Below are 19,446 nucleotides of genomic sequence, written 5' to 3'. Positions count from 1 at the left end.
TGCGATGAGGATCGAGAGGATTAAAGCGTTCATAGAAGAAAAGGAACTTGATGGTGTTCTTATCACCTCAAAGCCAAACCTCTTCTACTTCACAGGAAGCTCGCCCGTCCTGGGGGGATATCTGGTCGTGACCCTCGATGAAGCCATGTTCATAGTTCCAGAGCTCGAATACGAGGAGGCAAGGGAGACCTCAAAAGTCCCTGTGGAAAAGTTCAAGACAGGAAAGGAGCTCTACGAGAGGCTTTCTTCCCTCAAGCTCAGAAAGCTCGGCATTGAGGGCGGGACAAGCTTCTCCACCGTCCAGACGCTCAGAGAAAAGGTAGGCGTTGAGGAGTTCGCGGCGATAGACGAGGTAATCAAGGAGCTGAGGATAATCAAGACCCCGGAGGAGATTGAGGTCATCGAGACGGCGTGCAAGATAGCTGATATGGCCATGATGGCTGCCCTTGAGGAAATAAGCGAGGGCAAGCGCGAAAGGGAGATAGCGGCAAAGATGGAGTACGTCATGAAGATGAACGGGGCGGAAAAGACAGCCTTCGACACGATAATAGCGAGCGGATGGAGATCCGCTTTACCGCACGGCGTTGCCAGCGACAAGCGCATCGGAAGGGGCGACCTCGTCGTCATAGACGAAGGTGCCCTCTACAGGCACTACCACTCCGACATCACCAGAACCATAGTGGTGGGCTCACCCAACGAGAAGCAGAGGGACATATACTATGCTGTCCTTGAGGCGCAAAGGAAGGGCGTTGAAGCGGCCAAGCCTAGCATAACCGCCAAGGAACTGGACACTATCGTCAGGAACGTCATCAAGGAGTACGGCTACGGGGACAACTTCATACACTCGACCGGGCACGGCGTTGGACTGCAGATCCATGAGTGGCCGCGCGTGAGCCAGCAGGACGAGACCGTTCTCAAGCCCGGAATGGTGATAACGATCGAACCGGGCATATACATCCCCAAGTTCGGTGGAGTAAGGATAGAGGACACCGTCGTCATAACTGAGAACGGTGCCAGGAGGCTTACAAAGACCGAGAGGGAACTTATCTGATTTCTCTCCCTTTGGCAACTTTTTAAACCTAAACGCCAACTCTTCTTGGGAGGTGAGAAGGTGCAGATAATCCACGAGGATCCCAAGGAGGGCAAGGTGAAGGTCAAGGCAGAGACTCTCGACGATCTCTGGCACCTCTACCATATAATCGACCCTGGAGATACCGTTTACGCCAAAACGCTCAGAAAGCAGAGCCAGAGGAGCGACTCCCTGAGAGCGGAGAAGGTCGAGGTTATCCCAGTCTTCCTTGGAGTCAGGGCGGAGAAGATAAACTTCCACAAGTTCGCCAACCAGGTACGCGTTACCGGGCCAATAGTCTACGCCAGCAGGGACGACGTCCCCCTCGGCAAGTACCACACCATAGCGATAGAGGAGGGCACGGTGGTCACGATCCAGAAGCCCCGCTGGAAGGAGCACCACATCGAGCGCCTTAAGGAGGCCGTTGAGGCATCCAAGAGGGCGCGCGTGATGATAATCGTCATAGACGACGGCGAGGCTGACATGGCGATAATCAGGGAGTACGGCGTCGAGATACTGAAGGGCATACGCTACAACCTCGGGGGGAAGCGCTACAACACCAACCGCGAGAGCGAGGAAAAGAAATTCTTCCACGATGTCGCCAAGAGCATGGAGGAGATAATAAACCGTGAGGGCATAGAGAGGGCCATCGTGGCCGGCCCGGGCTTCGTCAAGGAGGACTTCTACAAGTTCCTGCGCGAAAACTACCCAGAGCTGGCCAAAAAGGTGGTCATCGAGGACACGAGCGTGACCGGCAGAACGGGCATCTACGAGGTCATCAAGCGCGGAACAGTTGACAAGGTCTACCACGAGAACCGCGTTGCGAAAGAAGTCCAGCTCGTCGAGAAGGTGCTCGAGAACATAGCGAAGAACAACGGCCTAGTTGCCTACGGCCTCAGGGAAGTCGAGGAAGCGGTGAACTACGGTGCGGTGGAGACGCTTTTGGTTCTCGACGAACTGCTCAAGGGTGAGATGAGAGAGAAGATTGAGGAGCTCATGGACGCGGTGAGGTATTCGAGGGGCGAAGTCATAGTCGTCAGCTCGGAGCACGAGGGTGGGGAGAAGCTCAAAGCTTTGGGCGGCCTTGCGGCGCTACTGAGGTTCAGGGTGAAATGAAGTCTGCTCCGGCGGGGGACTGGGATGGAGGCCGTGACGGTCAAGGATCTAACCAAAAGCTTCGGCCCAGTTAAAGCCCTCGACTCGGTTACCTTTTCGGTTGAAGAGGGGGAGATCGTCGGGATTATAGGTCCCAACGGCGCAGGGAAGACCACACTGGTGAGAATTCTCAGCGGCCTCCTCAAACCGGACGGTGGGGAGGTGAAAGTTTACGGGCACGAACTGGCCTCTGAGGCCTTCGAGGTCAGAAAGCTTTTCGCCCTTCTTCCCCAGGAAGCCAGGGCGCACTTCTACACACTCACACCGCGCGACTACATCTACCACTACCTCCGCATGAGGGGGCTACCAAGGAAAGAGGCCAGGCTGAGGGCCGAAAAAGCGGTCGAGGAGTTTGGCATAGAATACGCGGACAGGATAATGTCAGGGCTCTCTGGGGGCATGGTCAGAAAAACCCTTCTAGCGATGATCCTTTCGGCGGATGCAAAGGTCTATTACCTAGACGAGCCGACCGTCGGGCTTGACGTTGAGAATAGGCTGAAACTCTGGGAGATTCTGAGGGATAAGGCCAGGGAGGCCAGCATACTGATGACGAGCCACTACCTCAACGAGATTTCCACAGTCTGTGACAGGGTGCTTCTCCTGAAGAGGGGCAGGGTAATCGCCTTCGACACCCCGGAGCGGATAGGGAAGCGCTACCTGTCCGCGTTTCATTCGAAGATAGTGGTCTTTGGAGATTTTGCCGGGGAGGGGCACACGGTCAGAAAGGCGGGGAGGAACACGGTCGTCTACTTGAAATCCGCCGCTGAAGAGCGTGAGGTCATGGGGGAGCTTGAGGAAGCGGGACTGCCCTTCAAAAAAGAGGAGCTGACGATTGAAGACGTCTTCCTGGTGGGTGAGCTGGGATGACCTTCCTGGCGATAGTTGAGTACTATAAGAGCGCCCTTACAAAGAGCAAGTTCTCTCTCTTCAGCTTCGCAATCCAGCCAGTCTCGTTCATATTCATCGTCTATGTCATTAGCGGCGGCAGGTTCCTCGCCTCTGCGATGGCCGGGGCGATGGTGAGCTTTATAGTCGGGGTCGGGATGGCCGACCTGCCCATAGAGCTCGTCGGCATGAAAGTCCGCTCGAAGTTCTACGACATCATCATGGGCCTCCCCGGGAGTACTTTCGAGAAGATGCTCGGAATCTCCGTTGGTATGAGCCTCCCTGCCCTGCCATACTTAGTTGTCCTCTCGGCTCTGCTCCTCGCGCAGTCGGGGGCCTCCCTGCTGGCCCCCCTGTTACTGGGAGGGCTGACCCTGTGGCTCTGGAGCGTCTCGGTTGGGATGCTCATGGGGGCTAGGATTAAGGAGCCCCTCACTGTAATGAGGCTCTCAAACGTGACCGTCACACTCATCACAATCTTTCCGCCGGTTTACTACCCGCTGGCTCTCCTTCCGGAGAAGGTGCGCCCCATAGCGCTCCTCCTGCCGACGGTGAGTGCCTCCCACCTGATGTCTGGCGGCAGAGAATACGGAACTCTTGCCGTGGCTTCCCTCCTTCTCTGGGCGGGCCTTTCGCTGGGATTGGGTATCCTCATGGAGATGAGGGAAGAGTGAAAAGTCCGTTAACTGCTCTTTTCTTCCTTCCTATACAGCCCCACGTAGGGGTCACCCTCAAAGCGCGGGAACGGCCTCTCTTCACCGTGCTCTACCAAAATCCTCCCTTTCTCTTCCGTGAACTCCCCGAGCTCAAATGCAATAATTCCATTTTTCTGTAATTCTGTAATTAGAGAATCGGATTTTTCTGGTGGGACTATCGCTATCAGCGTCCCGCTTGAGGAGACGCTCCATGGCTCCAGCCCGTAGAAGTCGAGAACCCTCTCCACGAGAGGGTCGAGCCTGAGTTTTTCAGCATAGGCTCTAAAGCCCACCCCAGAGTTGTCCGCTATCTCGTGGAGGGCCGTTAAACCGCCTTCTGTTGCATCGTGCATTCCTCTAACAAAGGGCTTTGCCACCAGCGCGTCGGGGAGGACGGTCTCGAAGCGGTAGAGCCTTTTCAGTTCCCTGATCTCCCTGAAGGACAGGAGCTTTCTAAGCTCTGTCTCGTGGAAATACGCCGCCGAAACGGCGAATTCAAGGCCCACCTTGGCCGTGACGACTATTTTATCACCGGGCCTGGCCAGCGGGAGCTTCAGCTCGTCCTTCCTAACGAGCCCCATCGCGGTGGTGGTAGCGGTTGGCTCAGCCACACTCGGATAAACGCCCGTGTGGCCGCCGATTATCGCACTTCCGTACCATTTGCACTCCGCGTTCAGCTCCCCCATAACAGTCGCCAGGAACCCCTTTTCCGTTCCCTCAGGGAACAGAAGGTCAATGACCAGCCACCTCGGCCTTGCCCCAAAAACAGCCACATCGCTCGCCGCGAAGTGATAGGTGAAGAACCCAAAGGCCTCCTTAGGTACGCCGATGACTGGGTCAGTGGCAACCACAAGGTAGTGCTCTTCATCGTATTCTAGAACGGCTGAGTCAAAGCCCTCTCTCGGCCCGTAAATGACTTTGGGGTCTTCAACACCGAGGTTTGGAAAGACGACCTCCCGCAATATCTTGTTCCTGAGTTTTCCCGGGGGAAGCTGATCCATAGCGATCACCGTTTGCCCTTAAACTCTCTCACAACGGATTCAACCTCTCTCAGGGTTTCCCCGTCACAGTCCCAGCACATTATCTCAAAGCTAGGAACCCTGACGCTCACGCGGACTTTACGCTTCCTCGCAATCTTGCTCACCTCGTAGTTTGCCTTGTAAGCCAAATCCATCAGCTCGGGGGTTACCGTCTCCTCCCGATCTATGTACTGGAGCGGACAGCCCTCGCGCCACTGCCTCCTCCGGGCGTGCTCGTACATGCGGTAGGGTTTTATTCCCGCTTCATCGGCCAGGGCTTCGACCTCTTCAGCGGTGTACTTTATCAGCGGTCTGAAGAACGGCACTCCAATTTTCGGCAGTTCGCAGAGCCGTATGTTGGTTTTGCACTGGTCAAGGAGGGCCCCTATTATCTTGTCGTTCGCGTTGTCGCCCTTGGCAAGGACGTCAAAGCCGTTGTTGAGGGCGAACCACTTGGCGTTCCAGAGCATTACCTTCTTGCAGTTGATGCATATCGGCCCCTTTCTCCCAACTGCTTCGCGCAGAAGACCGTCGGTTACGTCCACCAGGAAGTGCTCGACGCCGAGCCTTTTGGTGAAGCCCATCGCCCAGTTCAGCGTCTCCCTCCAGCTCCAGCGGTGGAAGAATGTGAGGGCTGAAACGTCCAGGCCGGCCTCTTTCAGCAGGTATAAGGCGAGCGAACTGTCCTTTCCACCGGAGAACAGGACGAGTATCCTCTTCCCGGAAAGCCCGCTCTCCTTGGAAAACCTCTTTATCTCCTCAACAACATCTCCAACCGCGGGCATGGGAGAAAATAAAAGGAGGCACTTAAAAACTTGAGCCTCAGACGTTGACCTTGCCGACCCACTGCTCGGCGAGGTTGCCGAATATCGGGAACTTGTAGCGCTCGCCCTGGTATGCCTTGAGCATGCCCAGCACCCAGAACGCCAGCGCAACCAGGGACAGGAGCATGCCAATGAGCATCCCGAAGACTGGTATAATCCTCAAAACCAGCTGCAGAATCCAGATGGCAATAAAGGTCACTGTAGACTGCATCGCGTGGAAACGGACGAAATCGCTCTCCTTCTCAAGCAGCAGGAAGATAATTCCGGTTATCGGGCCCAGCAGATAGGCAAGAAGCCCCTCCACGTTTTCGTCCATACCCAGTGAGGTCTTTGCGGGCCCTCCCTGTGGAGTCTCCTCCATATGACACACCTCCAGAGTTCAATTAATCGTATTTTACTTAATTCCTTAAATATCTTTCCAAAATTCCAGGGGGATGGGAGCCATCTGAACCCCGACCTTTCAGATTTCGAACCCCAGAGCTTTGTTAGGCTCACCAAAGCTTTTTAAGGTACTCTATAGATTTCGATATCGAATTAGGAAAGCCTAACGGTGATGCTCATGACTGTACCCTTAAGCTCACTCCGACCCGGTGATAGGGGGGTCGTCGTAAACATACTGGGCGGCCCCAGGGCTAGGCAGAGGCTCGTCGGGATGGGCCTCACACCGGGTGTGATCATTCAAATACTTGAGGCCCACAGCCACGGCCCCATAATAATCTCCGCAGGGGGAGTGAAGTTTGCAATAGGTCGGGGAATGGCCGACAAGGTGATTGTCAGAAAGCTCTGAGGTGGTAGAATGGCTATGAAGGTCATCGCCCTGGCTGGAAACCCAAACGTCGGGAAGACGACCCTCTTCAATGCCCTGACGGGAATGCGCCAGCACGTCGGCAACTGGCCCGGTGTGACGGTCGAGAAGAAGGAGGGGATTCTTGAGTACAGGGGACAGAGGTTCCTTATAGTGGATCTCCCCGGCACGTACTCCCTCACCGCACACTCCGTTGATGAGCTCGTCGCGAGGGACTTTCTCCTAAAGGGCAGTGCCGATGTCGTTGTGAACGTCGTCGATGCAACCGCTTTGATGAGGAACCTATTTCTCACCATGGAAATACTTGAGATGGGCCTGAACAACGTCGTGATAGCTCTCAGCAAGGTGGATTTAGCAGAGAAGCACGGCATCGAAATAAACATTAGAAAGATGGAGGAAACTCTCGGCGTCCCTATCGTCCCGGTCAACGCAAAGGACGGGGTTGGCCTCGAAGAGCTGAAGGAGAAAATACACCAGGTGGCCAGCGGCGTCCTGAAGGAGAGGCCGGTTACACCCCGCTACGACCCGGAGGTCGAGCGGGAGATAGGACACATAACCCAGGTTCTCAGGGATACTCCCTTAGCAGGGGAATACAGCCTCCGTTGGCTCGCGGTTAAGCTACTCCAGCGCGACGACGGCGTCATAAAGCTCGTCCTTAGATACCTTGGGAGCGAGAAGCTTGACGAGATAATGAGGCACATCGCCGAGGTCGAGGAGCGCTACAAGAGGGCGATGGATCTAATAATAGCAAGCCAGAAGTACGAGTTCATCGACGGTCTGATGCACCGCTTTGTCCGGTACTCGAAGGAAGAAGGTGGGAGCCTCAGCGACCAGCTCGACGGCATCCTCACCCACCCCCTCTACGGGATCATCGCGCTCTTTGGTGTGTTCTACCTTGTCTTCAAGTTCGTCTTTGCCTTTGGCCTCCCCCTTCAGGAGATGCTCGATGGAGCCTTTGCATCTTTCGGAGAGTGGCTGGCACCACATATAGCGAACGAGGCCCTTCGGGGTCTTCTCGTTGACGGTATCATAGCAGGCGTGGGCTCCGTGCTCAGCTTCTTTCCGCTGGTGTTTCTGCTGTTCTTCGCGCTTTCTATACTGGAGGACATCGGCTATATGGCCCGGGCCGCAGTGGTCATGGAGAGGATAATGAGGAAGTTCGGGCTTCCCGGAAAGAGCTTTATACCTCTCGTGCTGGCCCTCGGGTGCAACGTCCCCGCGGTGATGTCAACCAGAACACTGGACGACGAGAGGGAAAGGCTCGTAACCATGCTCGTTAATCCTCTCATACCCTGCTCCGCCAGGCTGAGCGTCATAAGCTTCCTGGCGGGGGCGTTCTTTTCAGAGAACCGGGCGCTGGTGGCGGTGAGCATCTATGCGACCGCAGTGCTGCTGGCCCTCTCCGTGGCCTGGGTGCTCAGCAGGTTTGTCGTGAAGGGGGAGGAGGCCCAGTTCATAATAGAACTCCCCGAATACCTCATCCCGTCGTGGAAGACCGTCCTCCTGCACTCGTGGGAGAGGAGCAAGGAGTTCGTAAAGAAAGCAGGGACGATAATACTGGCAGGTTCAGTAGGCATATGGTACCTGAGCAGCTATCCCGTCCCGATCGGCACGGGTGGGAGCTACGCCGAGAGGCTCGGCATGTTCTTCGAGCCATACATGAAGCTTATGGGCCTTGACTGGAAGGCCGCTGTGAGCCTGCTCTTCGGGGTAATCGCCAAGGAGAATGTCATCTCGACATACGGTATAATCTACGGGAGCGTTGACGCGATAGTCGGGGTTATGAGCCCCCTGCAGGCCTATGTCCTGGCCGTGGTCACCACGCTCTACGTGCCGTGCATAGCTACGATAGCGGCCATAAGGGCCGAGAGCAGCTGGAAGTGGGCACTTTTCACTGTGGTCTACATGATCGCCCTTGCCAGCGCCGTGGGCATGGCCCTCTGGCGGCTGGGTGGTGTGCTGGGGCTGTGAGGTGGGACGATGCTTGAGAGGGTTCTTGACCTGCTCAGGGAGGGAAAGAGCATTGAGGACATCGCAAGGGAGCTGTCGATGCCCAGAGAGGAGGTGGAGGGGGCAATAAAGGTGCTGGAGAGCCTCGGCTACGTCGAAAAGGTCGAGGGCGGAAGCCCCCTCTGCGGCTCCTGTCCGCTGAAAAGCGTTTGCCCTGGGTCGTGCTTTAGGTTCAAGGGAAAAGTGTACCTAATCCACGATTTCGGAATGGATGCTCGAAAATGAGCAGAATGCACTTCTAGTCCACTGCTGAACATATTTAATGGCCGTAAAATATATAAGTTCCCCGCCGCAGTGTTAAATGGTGATAACATGAAAGCTGTTATTCTTGCAGGCGGTTTTGGAACAAGGTTGAGGCCGCTGTCATCGACCAGACCGAAGCCCATGGTCCCGGTTCTCGGAAAGCCCAACCTCCAGTACATACTGGAAAGACTGGAGAGGATACCGGAAATAGACGAGGTTATCCTCTCGGTTCACTACATGCGCGGTGAGATAAGGGAGTTCATAGATGAGAAGATGGCGGACTACCCCAAGGACATACGCTTCGTCAACGATCCTATGCCGCTCGAAACCGGCGGAGCGCTCAAGAACGTTGAAGATTATGTAAGCGAGGACTTCCTCGTAATCTACGGTGATGTCTTCACGAACTTCGACTTCAGGGAGCTGATTGAGGCCCACAGGAAGAACAGTGGCCTGGTAACCGTCGCCGTTACCAAAGTCTACGACCCGGAGCGCTACGGTGTGGTGGAGACCGACGAAGAGGGCAAGGTGACCCACTTCGAGGAGAAGCCCCACCGGCCCAAGACCAACCTTGTGGATGCGGGAATATACGTTGTGAACAAAAAGGTGCTTGAAGAAATCCCCTCTGGAAAAGAGGTGTACTTTGAGCGTGAGGTTCTTCCGAAGTACGTCGCCAGTGGTGAGGTGTACGCCCACCAGATCCCGCGCGGCTACTACTGGGTTGACCTTGGAACTCCGGACGACCTCTTCTACGCCCACCAGATAGCCCTCGATGAGATAGCTAGAGAGAACGGCTACATGACCATCAAGGAGACGGCCGAAGTTCCGGAAGACGTTGAGATTCAGGGGCCGGTTTACATAGATGAGGGGGTCAAGGTAGGCCGCGGCGTCAAGATAAAGGCGTACACCTACATCGGCCCGAACACCGTGATAGGAGACAGGGCGTACATAAAGCGGGCAATACTCGTGGGAAGTGACATAATCAAAGAGCGTGCCGAGCTGAAAGACACGATCCTTGGTGAGGGTGTCGTCGTTGGAAAGAACGTCATCCTCAAGGAGAACGCGGTCGTCGGCGACTACGCTAAGATATACGACAACCTCGTCATCTACGGGGCAAAGATACTTCCGTGGAAGAAAGTCGAGGAGTACGAGGCCTACATCAAGATAAGGCTCGATCCGACGAAGGTCAGGCCAGGAATTACCCCGGAGCGCTGTCCGCTCGGCCTCCCGGAGTGCATCTACACCAAGTTCAAGGCCATAGCCGGCGAAAAGCCGCCGTGTGACGAGTGCATAGAGAACCAGTGGCTCTTCTGAGCCCTCAGTATTTTATTCTTGGGTTGTACTCCAGGAGCATGAGACCGTTCTTGAATATCCTGATGGTGCCGCTCTCTGAAAGGCTTATGGCCATTGCCCGCGTAATTTTGGTTATGCCCGCGGCGGCTATGTGCCTGCTTCCCAGGCCGGGCGGGAGCATCAGGTCAATAACCTTCGGCTCTATCTCCAGATACCTCCCTGCGGCGGCTATCCTGCCGTCGTCCCTGACGATGAATGCTCCATCCAGCTGCGCAAACTCCTTTATTATCTCCTTGCTGTTCCTGTCGAGGACGTTGATCTTGTGGCCCTTAAATGGATTTGGTATCAGCTGGTGGGAGTGCTTAAGAACCCTTCTGGTATCTCCTATAACAAATATCGTGCCCACGGGGGTTCCTTCGCGCCCTTCAACGCTGAGCTCGATCGCTATTTCGAGCAGTCTCTGAAGGACGCTCTGGTTCTGGGCAAAGAATCCCTTCATTGCGGATATTCCCCTTTTAACGGTCTTTATCCCTATTACGTCCCTGGTCACGTACACGAACGAGTCCCCTTCCCCCACGATGCCGTGTTCCAGGAGAAACGCGGACATCAGGTTGAGGATGTTGTTCAGGTCAAGGTTCTGGGGGATGGAAACCCTCTTTATCCTATCGTTCTCAACATCAAAGGATGAGCTCACGACCACCACGGTGACATCGACATCAGGGACATATTCTGCCCCGATGTCGTCCAGAACCACAAGGGCCCTCGCTCCGAGCTCCCTCACAAGGCTGACGGCGCCCTTTATCAGAACCCCCGGGATTCCCGACCGCATGCCGTCCAACACCAAGGGTAGGGTAGCCCCTGCAAGTATAAAAATCTACCGCGTCCAGAAAGCATTAAAATGGCAGAGGAATACCCTCAACGTGGTGAGAATATGAGGGTGGTCGTTGCGATAACTGGGGCCAGCGGATCTATATACGGTGTCAGGCTCATAGAGGTTCTCAACAAACTTGGGCACGACGTGGTCACCGTCGCGTCCAGGACAGGACTGGCAGTCCTCAGGCACGAACTTGGGGTTGACTTCAAACCTGATTACACTGAGGACGACATGTTCGCCCCCATAGCATCGGGCTCAAACCCCTTTGATGCCATGGTGATAGCACCCTGCTCCATGAAGACCCTGTCCGCAATAGCCAGCGGCTATGCTGACAATCTGATATCGAGAACTGCTGACGTTGCTCTAAAAGAACGAAGAAAACTTATTCTTCTCGTCAGGGAAACCCCGCTGAACTTGATACATCTCCAAAACATGGTGCGGGTTACCCAAGCAGGAGCAGTTGTTATGCCGGCTTCCCCAGGATTTTACACAAAACCCAAAACTTTGGACGATATGATAAACTTTATAATTGGAAAAATCCTAGATCTCCTCGGGATAGAGAACGAGATGTATCCCAGATGGAGGCGTTAAAATGATCCAGCTTGACGACCTCGACAGGGCAATTCTCCGGATTCTGAAGGAAGACGCGAGGCTGACTATCTCGGAGATAGCAGAACGGCTCAACAGGCCGGAATCAACGATACACTTCAGGATCAAGAAACTGCAGGAAAAGGGCATAATTGACAAGTACACGATAGTGCTGGGCAGGGAGATACAGCCCAAAGTCCTCGCGGCGGTCTACATCCAGGCCGAGACGCCCATAATAGAAGACTTCCTTGAGAAATACGTCCAGCACATAATGAGAACCCTCTCCCTGCTCCCGAACGTCCTGGCCGTCGCCCGGAGCGGCAGTGACGGCATACTCGCACTCATCGGCGAGGAGAGCATAGAAAAGCTCAACCGTTTTGTCGACGAGACCATAAGGGTTCTCCCGACCCTCAAAAGGGTGGAGGTGTTTATACTCGACGAGTTCATCAAGGGTGGCGGTCTTGTAGGCTTCCTCGTGGGTGTTTGAATGGAGATCGAGGTCAAGTTCCGGGTCGACTTCGCAGAGGCAAAGAGGGCGATAGAATCCATCGGAGCCGCTTTCATAAGAGAGGAGATACAGGAGGACGTTTACCTCTCAGTCCCCCTTCCCGAACTTCTCAGGGTGAGGCGGATAACCAACCTCGGCCGCTCCTTTCTCACCTACAAGCGCATAGCAGATCCCGGCAGAAACGAGGAGTTTGACGAGCTGGAGGTGGAGGTTTCCGACTTTGAAACCACAGTCGAGATTCTCAGGCGTCTCGGCTTCATCGAGGACGTCATTGTAAGGAAGCGCCGTCTGGTTTACAGACTCGAGGACATCACGTTCGAACTGAGCGAGGTCGAAGGCCTTGGAGCGTTTCTTGACATTGAGGTTATTTCCGACGACGTGGAGGAAGCAAAGCGGAAAATCTGGGAGATGGCAGGAAAACTCGGACTGGGCGAGAAGGACGTTGAACCGAGACTCTATCAAGAACTCATTCGGGAGAAGGCCAAAGAAAAGGGAGAATAAAAAACCGGCCTCTATCAGCGCGCCGTTGCGACGATCTTGATTATATCGTTGAACTGGAGCTCGTAGTCCTCACCGACGCGCCTGTGCGTTTTTGCGTTAACCGCGTAGAGGAAGGTCTTCCCTAGGTCGGTGTGCACCCTGTACGCTAAATCCCTGGGAGTCGAGCCTTTCGGGAGCAGATGGACGTGCGGCAGGAGGTTTCCGAACTGGTCTGTGAGCTTGTGCTCGTCCTCGACCGGATAAACCGGGACGAGGTCGAGGAGCTCGAATACGGCAGTGTTGATTACCTGCTGGACTCCGGTAGAGCCGAAGCGATCGAGAACCTTCTCCTTTATCAGCTGGAGAGCTTTTTCCTGCTTGGAGTTCATTGGCTTGAGGATTTTGAAGTCGCTTGAACCGGGTACGTAGTCGATGAATCCTGCTTTAGCTGCCTTCCTCAGCGTCAGCTCGGCCGCTGCGCTCGTGGGGATGACTATATATCCCCTGCTCTTCCCCTTCCTTATCAGGCGCTCTATCTGGGCATCGGCAGCCGCGTCGGCCTTGTTGGCGGCTATTATTATCGGCTTGTTGATCTTCCTCAGCTCGCGAACGAAGTTGAAGAGGTCCTCATCGCTCCACTTGGTCGGGTCGTTGTCGAGGCCGAGCTTGTGGATGGCCTCGAAGGTGTCCTCCTCTGTGACGCCTATGCCCGTCAGCTGGTCGGCTATCGCCTGGGCGAGCTTGAGGCGCTGGAGTTTAATGCGCTTTGCGAACTTCTCCCAGTTCTTCCTGAGGATGCCGTATATCCAGTAGTCTATCTCCTTTTCAAGGAACTCGATGTCCTCCACTGGGTCGTGATGATCCGTCGGCTGGCCCTCTGCGTCGGTCTTTCCTGTAACATCAACCACGTGGATAAGCGCGGAGGCCATCCTGAGGTCATCGAGGAACTTGTTGCCCAGACCGCGGCCCTCGTGGGCACCGGGGACGAGTCCGGCAACGTCTATCATCTTTATCGGTATCAGAGCCTTTCCGTCCCTGTACTCATAGTTCTGCGGGTTCGGCGTGCAGCCCAGCTCTTTACATGGATGTTCAGCTATCGCGTAGGTAACGCCGACGTTAGCGTCGATGGTCGTGAACGGGTAATTGGCGATGTCAACGTCAACGAGGGTCGCCGCTGAGAAAAAGGTTGACTTCCCAACGTTTGGCTTTCCGACCACTCCTATCTCCATGCTCCCCACCGGGCTAAATTCGCGGGAGGGTTTTAAGGGGTTTCGGAAGGGGCTCAACCCCGAGCGCTATCCTAACGGCTCTCTCGGCTATCACGTCCAGAGGGTCTATAAGGGGGACGCTTAGGTCTTCGGGCCTTAAAGCGACACTTACCTCGGTACAGCCGGCTATTATGCCCTCGGCCCTTTTTTCAAGCTTTCTGGCCACCCCAAGGAGGAGTTCTCTGCCTATTTCGAGGTTCCCGCCCTTCACACCTTCGTAGATGGCTTTCATAACAAGCCTCTGATCCCCTTCGCTTGGAACGACCAGCTTTATCCCCCTCCTGGAAAGGGGCCCTTCGTAAACCCTGCCCCTCACTGTCCCGTCGGTCGCGAGAAGGCCGACCTTCCTGAGGCCCATCTCTGCTATCTTCTCGGCAGTTGCTTCCACCATGCTGACAAGGGGAACCTTTATCGCCCTCTGGATGTCTTCAGCAAAGAAGTGCGCCGTGTTGCAGGGCATTATTATAAAATCAGCCCCCCAGCTTTCGAGCTTCTTGGCACTGGCTATCAGCTCCGGCCTTGGGTCTTCGCCCTTCCCGAGGATGAAAGCCGTCCTGTCAGGTATCTTCGGGTTGTTGTAGATGATTATCCTCGGATGCTCCTGGTCTCTCTTTGCTGGCGTCTTCTCGATTATCCTCCTGAAGAGTTCCGCGGTGGCTAACGGTCCCATACCGCCGAGTATTCCGATGACCTTCTCGACCATCGCTACTCCTCCAGCCAGACTGAGTCATCGCCGTAGTAGTTCAGCTTGACCACGAAGAGCCTGAAGGGCTCGTCCCTCTCATTGATTACCCAGTGAACCGTCTTGGGCTTGACAAGAAAGATGTCGCCGGGCTCTGCGAGGTACTCAGTCTCACCAATGCCAAGCCTGGCCTCGCCGCTTATTATGTAGAACAGCTCATACTGGTGGAGATGATAGTGCTTTCTGACGGTCTGCCTCGGTTTGACCTCGACTATCTGGGCGTACGAGCCTTCGGGCAGTTCTCCCTCAAAGAGCGGGAGCTTCCGGTAAGTACCCCTGTCAATGAGGTTTTTGATTTCGGCTTTCATAATTACTGCTCAGGAAAGGGGAAATAAAAAGGTTGCTAGCTTTCAGTCCCACTGCGGAGCTGGAGGACATCAAGAAGTGCAACGAAGAGGCCAGGAAGGACTATTATGTACGGACTGACATTCCAGCCGAGGGCTATTAGGGCCAGTCCAAGGAGAATATACGTTGTAATGGCTATCAGACCGGCTTTAGGGGTGTTCATCCGTTTTCTGGAGTATAAATAGATGAGGAGAGGGATGCCGAGGACTATAAAGACCCCGATCCATGGGTTCACTGTGGCAGACATTTGTGACACCCGGTTTCATGTTTGGGCTTCCACAGCATTTTCATTCCGTTTTCCCTTCCCTTGTCGCACAACCACAAACATGGCCAGCAGTGCCCGCTTCTTCATCGACCCCCCAACGGGTTCTTGCATTAGGTTATTCTCACCCATAATATATAACACTTTCGCTCGGAAGAAGAGTTATCGGCGGACATTGTTGGACATTTGTTTTATAATTGGGTAATATTCCCACCCCTTTTCGATTCCCATCTGAATGCTCAAAAGACTTTTATACGTTAACTGCAGAGGCATTAATGGACAAACGTAAACGGTGATGACCATGGAGGCACTTGAGAAGGCCCTTAGGTGGGCTGAGGACAACCTGAAAGCGGAATACATAGAGTTAAGGTATGAGAACTTAAGAAAAACGACGCTCGGCCTCAAGGATGGCGTCTTTACGAGCTTCACCGGCAAGTTCCATCAGGGCGTTGCGATAAGGGTTCTCGCCGACGGTGCCTGGGGTTTTTCTTCGACGAGCGACCTTAACAACCTCGAGAAGGCCATCGAGGAGGCCTACAAACTCGCCAGGGCCGCTGCTCAGACCAAGAAAGAGAAGATTGAGCTGGCTGAGATAAAGCCTGTTCAGGACTTCGTGAAGAGCAAGATGAAGATTAAACCTGCCCAGGTAGACGTCGAGGAGAAAGTCACCCACCTCAGGGAGCTTGAGAAGCTCCTCAAGGAGGATAATGCAGTAAAGAGCGTTCAGATACGCTACGAAGACGGCAGCGGGCAGAAGATACTCCTTACCAACGAGGGGACCAGAATAGAGTGGGACTACAACTACCTCTTCCAGGGAACCCACGTTACCGGAAAGAAGGAAGGAAAGCTTGCGATGGCAAGGGACAGCATCGGAGCCGTTGACTACGGCTGGGAGCTCATGACAGACCACGAGCCCAACGAGAAGGTAACTGAGAGGCTCCTCAGAAAGATGCACTCCCAGCTGGACGGCATCGCTCCAAAGCGCGGCGAGTGGCCCATCGTAGCGGGCCCAATAGTCGTCGGCATCATCGCCCACGAAGCTCTTGGCCACCTTGCAGAGGCAGACTTAACGATAAACTCACCGCTTAAGGATCTCATCGGCAAGCAGATTGCCCCAGAGTACGTCACAATGAGCGAGCGCTATGTTGAGGGCGGCTTTGGCAACGATAAGTACGATGACGAGGGTGTTCCGGTTAAGGACATCCACATCATCGAGAACGGAATCCTCAAGGAGATAATGCTCAACCGCGAGTACGCCCACAAGTGGGGCATGGAGCCGAACGGCCATGCGAGGGCCGAGAGCTACCGCTACCCGCCGATAATCAGGATGCGCAACACCGTCTTCGAGCCCGGTGATTACTCCTTCGAGGAGCTCATAGAGGACATAAAGTTCGGTTACTACGTGGTTGACTTCCGCGGCGGCCAAGCACAGCTCAACTCAGCCTTCCAGGTTGGAATTCAGGAAGGCTACGTCATCAGGAACGGCGAGATTGCAGAGCCTATAAGGGACACCTCTATCACCGGCGTGGCAATAGAGGCCCTCAAGAAGATAAGCGCGGTCGGTAAGGACTTCGGTCTTGAAGTCGGCTTCTGCGGAAAGGGACAGACGGCCTTCGTCAGCTCGGGCGGTTCGCACATGCGCTTTGACGGGGGAATACTTATCGGGTAAGGTGATGAAGATGGAGGAGCTTATACGCTTCGGCGAGAAGTTTTTCGACGAGCTCGAAATAGCCGTTTACCGCTCCCGCAAGGTTAGTGTCAACATTGAACTGAACGAGATTTCAATGGCGAGCGTCAGAAGCGGCGCCGTAACGATAATCAGGGGAATAAAGGACAAGCGCCTCGGTCTGGCCATAATCGACAGCGACGAGCCGGCAAGAATAAGGGAGGCAATAGAGCAGGCTGCAAAGATGGCGAAGCTCAACAGCCCGGATGAGAAGTGGGTTTCACTTCCGGAGCCAGGCAAATACCGCGAGGCTCCAAAGCCGAACTACGAGCTTAAGGAGACCTCTCCTGACCAGCTGGTCGAGATGATGGTTCACGGCATAAAGCTCGCCCGCGAGAAAGACCCCAACGCTATCGTTGCGGGTGGAGAAGGCGGCGTAACCTGGGAGGAGAGGCAGATCGTCAACTCCCACGGCATTGATGTCTCGCAGGAGGGCGGAGCTGCCTACATATTCCTCGAGCTGGTCGGCAGGAAAGAAGGTGTCGTAACCCCGGGCATATTCGACTTCGAAGCGAGGAGAGACCTCAACCTCAACGTTGAGGGTGTGGTTGAAAGGGCCGTTCGGAAGGTCGGCTGGGCTTACAACGTGAAAGCCAGCAAGAACGAGGAAGTGCCCATAATCCTTGGCCCATGGGCGATAGCGGGCCTCTTCAGCTACGCGCTCTTCCCGGCCTTCAGCGGCGAGAGGCTCGTCAAGGAGACCACTCCACTTGCAGACAAGGTCGGGGAACAGATAGCGAGCGATGTTCTCACTATCTACGACGACCCGTTCCACGAGCTCGCCATTGAGCCGGTTATAGCCGACGGTGAGGGTGTTCCAACGAGGAAGAACGTCCTCATCGAGAAAGGAACCTTCAAGGGCTTCGTCTGGGACAACTACTGGGCCAAAATCTACGGCACTGAGAGCACAGGAAACGGCAAGCGCGATTTGAGGAGCGGCGGAATAAACATCGGCTTCCACACCATGGCAATCGAGAACGGTAAAAAGAGCTTTGAGGATATGATAAGCGAGATTGACAGAGGCTACTTCGTGGACGGCTTCCAGGGTGCACACTCGAGCAACCCGGACAACGGAAACTTCGCGGTAACGGCCAACCCAGCCTACCTCATCGAGGACGGCGAAGTCGTCGGCTCCAGCGTCTTCCTCATAGCGGGCAACGTCTATGAACTGCTTAAACAGGCCAGCGAGGTCAGTAAGGAGCAGATCGTTATGCCCTTCATGACGACGATGATAACGCCGTTCATCAGGTTCGAGAACGTGAAAATCGCCGGAAAGTGACGTTTTTCTTTTTCTCAACTTTTGATGTCTCTGTTCTCAATGTCACACCTGGCCGTTCTGTTAATAGGACATGGCAGCTAAAAAAGAATGTTCTCTCCACAAAACATTCACTTCAGAACTCTAAAGTCAATCGCAATGTTGAACTGCCTCGGCGCATAGGGGCGAACCTTTCTCTCATCCAAAAACTCAACGTGGAAGCCGAGCTCCTTCGCTATGGCCATTATCCTTGCCTCATGCTCCGAGAAGAGGTCTTCCTCAGGTCCAAAGCCGTAGTAGTGGACAACTCCACCGCTCCTAACGCTCAACATTGCCTCCCCCAAAAAGCGGTCGGCGAACTTGGGAAGGTTCATTATCACCCTGTCGGCCTCGATTTTTCCAGCGATTTTCCTTACATCGGCCAGTATGGGGATAACGTTCGGCGTCTTGTTCAGTTGTCTGTTCTCCTCGAGGTACCTAACCGCCCAAGGGTTTATATCACAAGCAAAGATGAGCTTTGCTTTCTTTGCGAGGAGTATCGAGTATGGCCCGACGCCGGCGAACATGTCGAAGACGATCTCACCCGGCTGGGTTTTCTCGAATATCCTCATCCTCTCGGTGGCGAGCCTCGGCGAGAAGTAGACTCTAGCAACGTCCAACCTGAGCCGTATCCCATTCTCTCGGTGGAGCGTTTCGGTCCTCCTCTTACCGGCAAGGTGAATCAGCTCCCTAACGCGGTATTCACCTTCAACCTTGCTCCCCTTAGCGAAGACTGCCTTTATGTGCCTATGGACTTTCAGAATTGCCTCGCCAATGGCTTTCCCGTAGGGCATCAACTCCTCGGGAAGCTCGATTATAGCAATGTCGCCGATTATGTCAAAAGAGCTCGGGAGGAGGGGCTTAACGTCCTCGGGAACTTCAACGACCTCGCGGTAGCTGCGGGGCCTCCGCTTAGTCTTCTCGAACTCTGCCTCCACGATTTCAAAGCCTTCAACTGGCCCGGTGACGGGGAAGAGTATGAACTCGCCCTCCCGCTTCACGGAGTAGCCCCTAGCCAGAACACCAAGCTCGATGAGCTTTCGTCTCGTCTTTTCGGCTTCTCTCTTAGGGACTTTTACGGCGAGCATCAGGGGTTAGTTACGCTGGAGGTTCAAAAGGTTTGCCGTTTTTGACTTCCTAGGATATTACTGCCAAGCTCCAGCGACGAAAGATTTTTAAACGCTCACCCTTCCCTAATATCGAGCCCCGGTGGTGTAGCCCGGTCAAACATGCGGGCCTTTCGAGCCCGCGCCCCGGGTTCAAATCCCGGCCGGGGCACCATAATCGCACTTCTCTCAACTCCACGCCCTTCTATCGTTGAGAGCCGCTCTAAAACGGCATCTTCAATGAAACGAGACCTGTTA

At 54.7% G+C, this 19,446-nt stretch carries 21 protein-coding genes, 1 tRNA gene and 1 pseudogene; 14 read left to right on the top strand and 9 right to left on the bottom strand.

The annotated features are described in order from the left end of the window. Window positions 1-4 precede the first annotated feature (4 nt). The 4 genes and pseudogenes from pepQ (at window position 5) to E3E36_RS07900 (ending at window position 3,783) form a co-directional block, all read left to right on the top strand. Window positions 5-1,051 (top strand): Xaa-Pro dipeptidase PepQ, encoded by a 1,047-nt coding sequence (pepQ, locus tag E3E36_RS07915; RefSeq protein ID WP_167894918.1) that lies wholly within the window; start codon window positions 5-7, stop codon window positions 1,049-1,051. Window positions 1,052-1,111: 60 nt separating this feature from the next. Next, window positions 1,112-2,185: an mRNA surveillance protein pelota gene (locus E3E36_RS07910; protein ID WP_167895329.1), complete on the top strand. Its 1,074-nt coding sequence runs from the start codon at window positions 1,112-1,114 to the stop codon at window positions 2,183-2,185. Between the two features lie 75 nt (window positions 2,186-2,260). Beyond that, window positions 2,261-3,091, top strand: a pseudogene (locus E3E36_RS07905) (ABC transporter ATP-binding protein); the annotation flags it as partial. After that, window positions 3,088-3,783: a multidrug transporter gene (locus E3E36_RS07900; RefSeq protein WP_167894916.1), complete on the top strand. Its 696-nt coding sequence runs from the start codon at window positions 3,088-3,090 to the stop codon at window positions 3,781-3,783. The pseudogene E3E36_RS07905 and the gene E3E36_RS07900, both read left to right, overlap by 4 nt. Before the next feature lie 8 nt (window positions 3,784-3,791). On the opposite strand, the gene E3E36_RS07895 is transcribed toward E3E36_RS07900, so the two are convergent. From E3E36_RS07895 to E3E36_RS07885, 3 genes are read right to left on the bottom strand one after another with little or no spacing between them, the layout of a single operon-like run. Continuing rightward, window positions 3,792-4,805 (bottom strand): AIR synthase family protein, encoded by a 1,014-nt coding sequence (locus tag E3E36_RS07895; protein WP_167894915.1) that lies wholly within the window; start codon window positions 4,803-4,805, stop codon window positions 3,792-3,794. Between the two features lie 5 nt (window positions 4,806-4,810). Next, the gene (locus E3E36_RS07890; RefSeq protein ID WP_167894914.1) at window positions 4,811-5,608 is read right to left on the bottom strand and encodes a 7-cyano-7-deazaguanine synthase; all 798 of its coding nucleotides are present in this window, start codon (window positions 5,606-5,608) and stop codon (window positions 4,811-4,813) included. Between the two features lie 37 nt (window positions 5,609-5,645). Continuing rightward, complete coding sequence (locus E3E36_RS07885) at window positions 5,646-6,008, bottom strand: DUF4870 domain-containing protein (protein WP_167894913.1); 363 nt, start codon at window positions 6,006-6,008, stop codon at window positions 5,646-5,648. 198 nt (window positions 6,009-6,206) lie between these two features. Here E3E36_RS07885 and E3E36_RS07880 point away from each other — a divergent pair, with 198 nt between their 5' ends. The 4 genes from E3E36_RS07880 (at window position 6,207) to E3E36_RS07865 (ending at window position 10,016) form a co-directional block, all read left to right on the top strand. After that, the gene (locus E3E36_RS07880; RefSeq protein ID WP_167895328.1) at window positions 6,207-6,434 is read left to right on the top strand and encodes a FeoA domain-containing protein; all 228 of its coding nucleotides are present in this window, start codon (window positions 6,207-6,209) and stop codon (window positions 6,432-6,434) included. A 9-nt stretch (window positions 6,435-6,443) separates the two neighbouring features. After that, window positions 6,444-8,423, top strand: coding sequence for a ferrous iron transport protein B (gene feoB, locus E3E36_RS07875; protein WP_167894912.1), 1,980 nt, complete (start codon window positions 6,444-6,446; stop codon window positions 8,421-8,423). Between the two features lie 9 nt (window positions 8,424-8,432). Continuing rightward, window positions 8,433-8,687: a FeoC-like transcriptional regulator gene (locus E3E36_RS07870; RefSeq protein ID WP_167894911.1), complete on the top strand. Its 255-nt coding sequence runs from the start codon at window positions 8,433-8,435 to the stop codon at window positions 8,685-8,687. Between the two features lie 87 nt (window positions 8,688-8,774). Further along, window positions 8,775-10,016 carry an NDP-sugar synthase gene (locus E3E36_RS07865; RefSeq protein WP_167894910.1) on the top strand — a complete coding sequence of 414 codons (1,242 nt, stop codon included), beginning with the start codon at window positions 8,775-8,777 and terminating at the stop codon, window positions 10,014-10,016. 4 nt (window positions 10,017-10,020) lie between these two features. On the opposite strand, the gene E3E36_RS07860 is transcribed toward E3E36_RS07865, so the two are convergent. Continuing rightward, a complete protein-coding gene (locus tag E3E36_RS07860; protein WP_167895327.1) occupies window positions 10,021-10,824 on the bottom strand; it encodes a diadenylate cyclase in 804 nt (267 codons plus the stop codon). A gap of 102 nt (window positions 10,825-10,926) precedes the next feature. On the opposite strand from E3E36_RS07860, the gene E3E36_RS07855 reads away from it, so the two are divergent. Genes E3E36_RS07855 through cyaB form a run of 3 tightly spaced genes read left to right on the top strand, consistent with a single transcriptional unit; the run spans window position 10,927 to window position 12,466 of the window. Further along, the gene (locus tag E3E36_RS07855; protein WP_167894909.1) at window positions 10,927-11,460 is read left to right on the top strand and encodes a UbiX family flavin prenyltransferase; all 534 of its coding nucleotides are present in this window, start codon (window positions 10,927-10,929) and stop codon (window positions 11,458-11,460) included. A gap of 1 nt (window position 11,461) precedes the next feature. Then, window positions 11,462-11,944, top strand: coding sequence for an Lrp/AsnC family transcriptional regulator (locus E3E36_RS07850; protein ID WP_167894908.1), 483 nt, complete (start codon window positions 11,462-11,464; stop codon window positions 11,942-11,944). Further along, window positions 11,945-12,466 carry a class IV adenylate cyclase gene (cyaB, locus tag E3E36_RS07845; RefSeq protein ID WP_167894907.1) on the top strand — a complete coding sequence of 174 codons (522 nt, stop codon included), beginning with the start codon at window positions 11,945-11,947 and terminating at the stop codon, window positions 12,464-12,466. A gap of 14 nt (window positions 12,467-12,480) precedes the next feature. Here cyaB and E3E36_RS07840 read toward each other — a convergent pair whose 3' ends face one another. Genes E3E36_RS07840 through E3E36_RS07825 form a run of 4 tightly spaced genes read right to left on the bottom strand, consistent with a single transcriptional unit; the run spans window position 12,481 to window position 15,047 of the window. After that, the gene (locus E3E36_RS07840; protein WP_167895326.1) at window positions 12,481-13,674 is read right to left on the bottom strand and encodes a redox-regulated ATPase YchF; all 1,194 of its coding nucleotides are present in this window, start codon (window positions 13,672-13,674) and stop codon (window positions 12,481-12,483) included. 13 nt (window positions 13,675-13,687) lie between these two features. Next, a complete protein-coding gene (locus E3E36_RS07835; protein ID WP_167894906.1) occupies window positions 13,688-14,416 on the bottom strand; it encodes an amino acid racemase in 729 nt (242 codons plus the stop codon). A gap of 2 nt (window positions 14,417-14,418) precedes the next feature. Continuing rightward, window positions 14,419-14,763 (bottom strand): cupin domain-containing protein, encoded by a 345-nt coding sequence (locus tag E3E36_RS07830; RefSeq protein WP_167894905.1) that lies wholly within the window; start codon window positions 14,761-14,763, stop codon window positions 14,419-14,421. A 35-nt stretch (window positions 14,764-14,798) separates the two neighbouring features. After that, on the bottom strand, window positions 14,799-15,047 hold the full coding sequence (locus tag E3E36_RS07825) for a hypothetical protein (protein WP_167894904.1): 249 nt from the start codon (window positions 15,045-15,047) through the stop codon (window positions 14,799-14,801). Between the two features lie 316 nt (window positions 15,048-15,363). On the opposite strand from E3E36_RS07825, the gene E3E36_RS07820 reads away from it, so the two are divergent. Next, window positions 15,364-16,731, top strand: a complete 1,368-nt coding sequence (locus tag E3E36_RS07820) for a TldD/PmbA family protein (protein ID WP_167895325.1) — start codon at window positions 15,364-15,366, stop codon at window positions 16,729-16,731. Window positions 16,732-16,741: 10 nt separating this feature from the next. Continuing rightward, a complete protein-coding gene (locus E3E36_RS07815; protein WP_167895324.1) occupies window positions 16,742-18,067 on the top strand; it encodes a TldD/PmbA family protein in 1,326 nt (441 codons plus the stop codon). A 107-nt stretch (window positions 18,068-18,174) separates the two neighbouring features. Here the strand turns inward: E3E36_RS07815 and E3E36_RS07810 are convergent, their stop codons facing one another. After that, entirely contained in the window at window positions 18,175-19,170 is a 996-nt protein-coding gene (locus tag E3E36_RS07810; protein WP_167894903.1) for a class I SAM-dependent methyltransferase family protein, read from the bottom strand. A gap of 115 nt (window positions 19,171-19,285) precedes the next feature. On the opposite strand from E3E36_RS07810, the gene E3E36_RS07805 reads away from it, so the two are divergent. Continuing rightward, window positions 19,286-19,363 (top strand) — tRNA-Glu (locus tag E3E36_RS07805). The last annotated feature ends 83 nt before the right edge of the window (window positions 19,364-19,446 follow it).

The sequence above is a fragment of the Thermococcus sp. M36 genome, from assembly GCF_012027355.1.
Lineage (GTDB): Archaea > Methanobacteriota_B > Thermococci > Thermococcales > Thermococcaceae > Thermococcus.
Note: the sequence above shows the minus strand (reverse complement) of the source record. Positions and strands in the feature narration are given on the sequence as shown.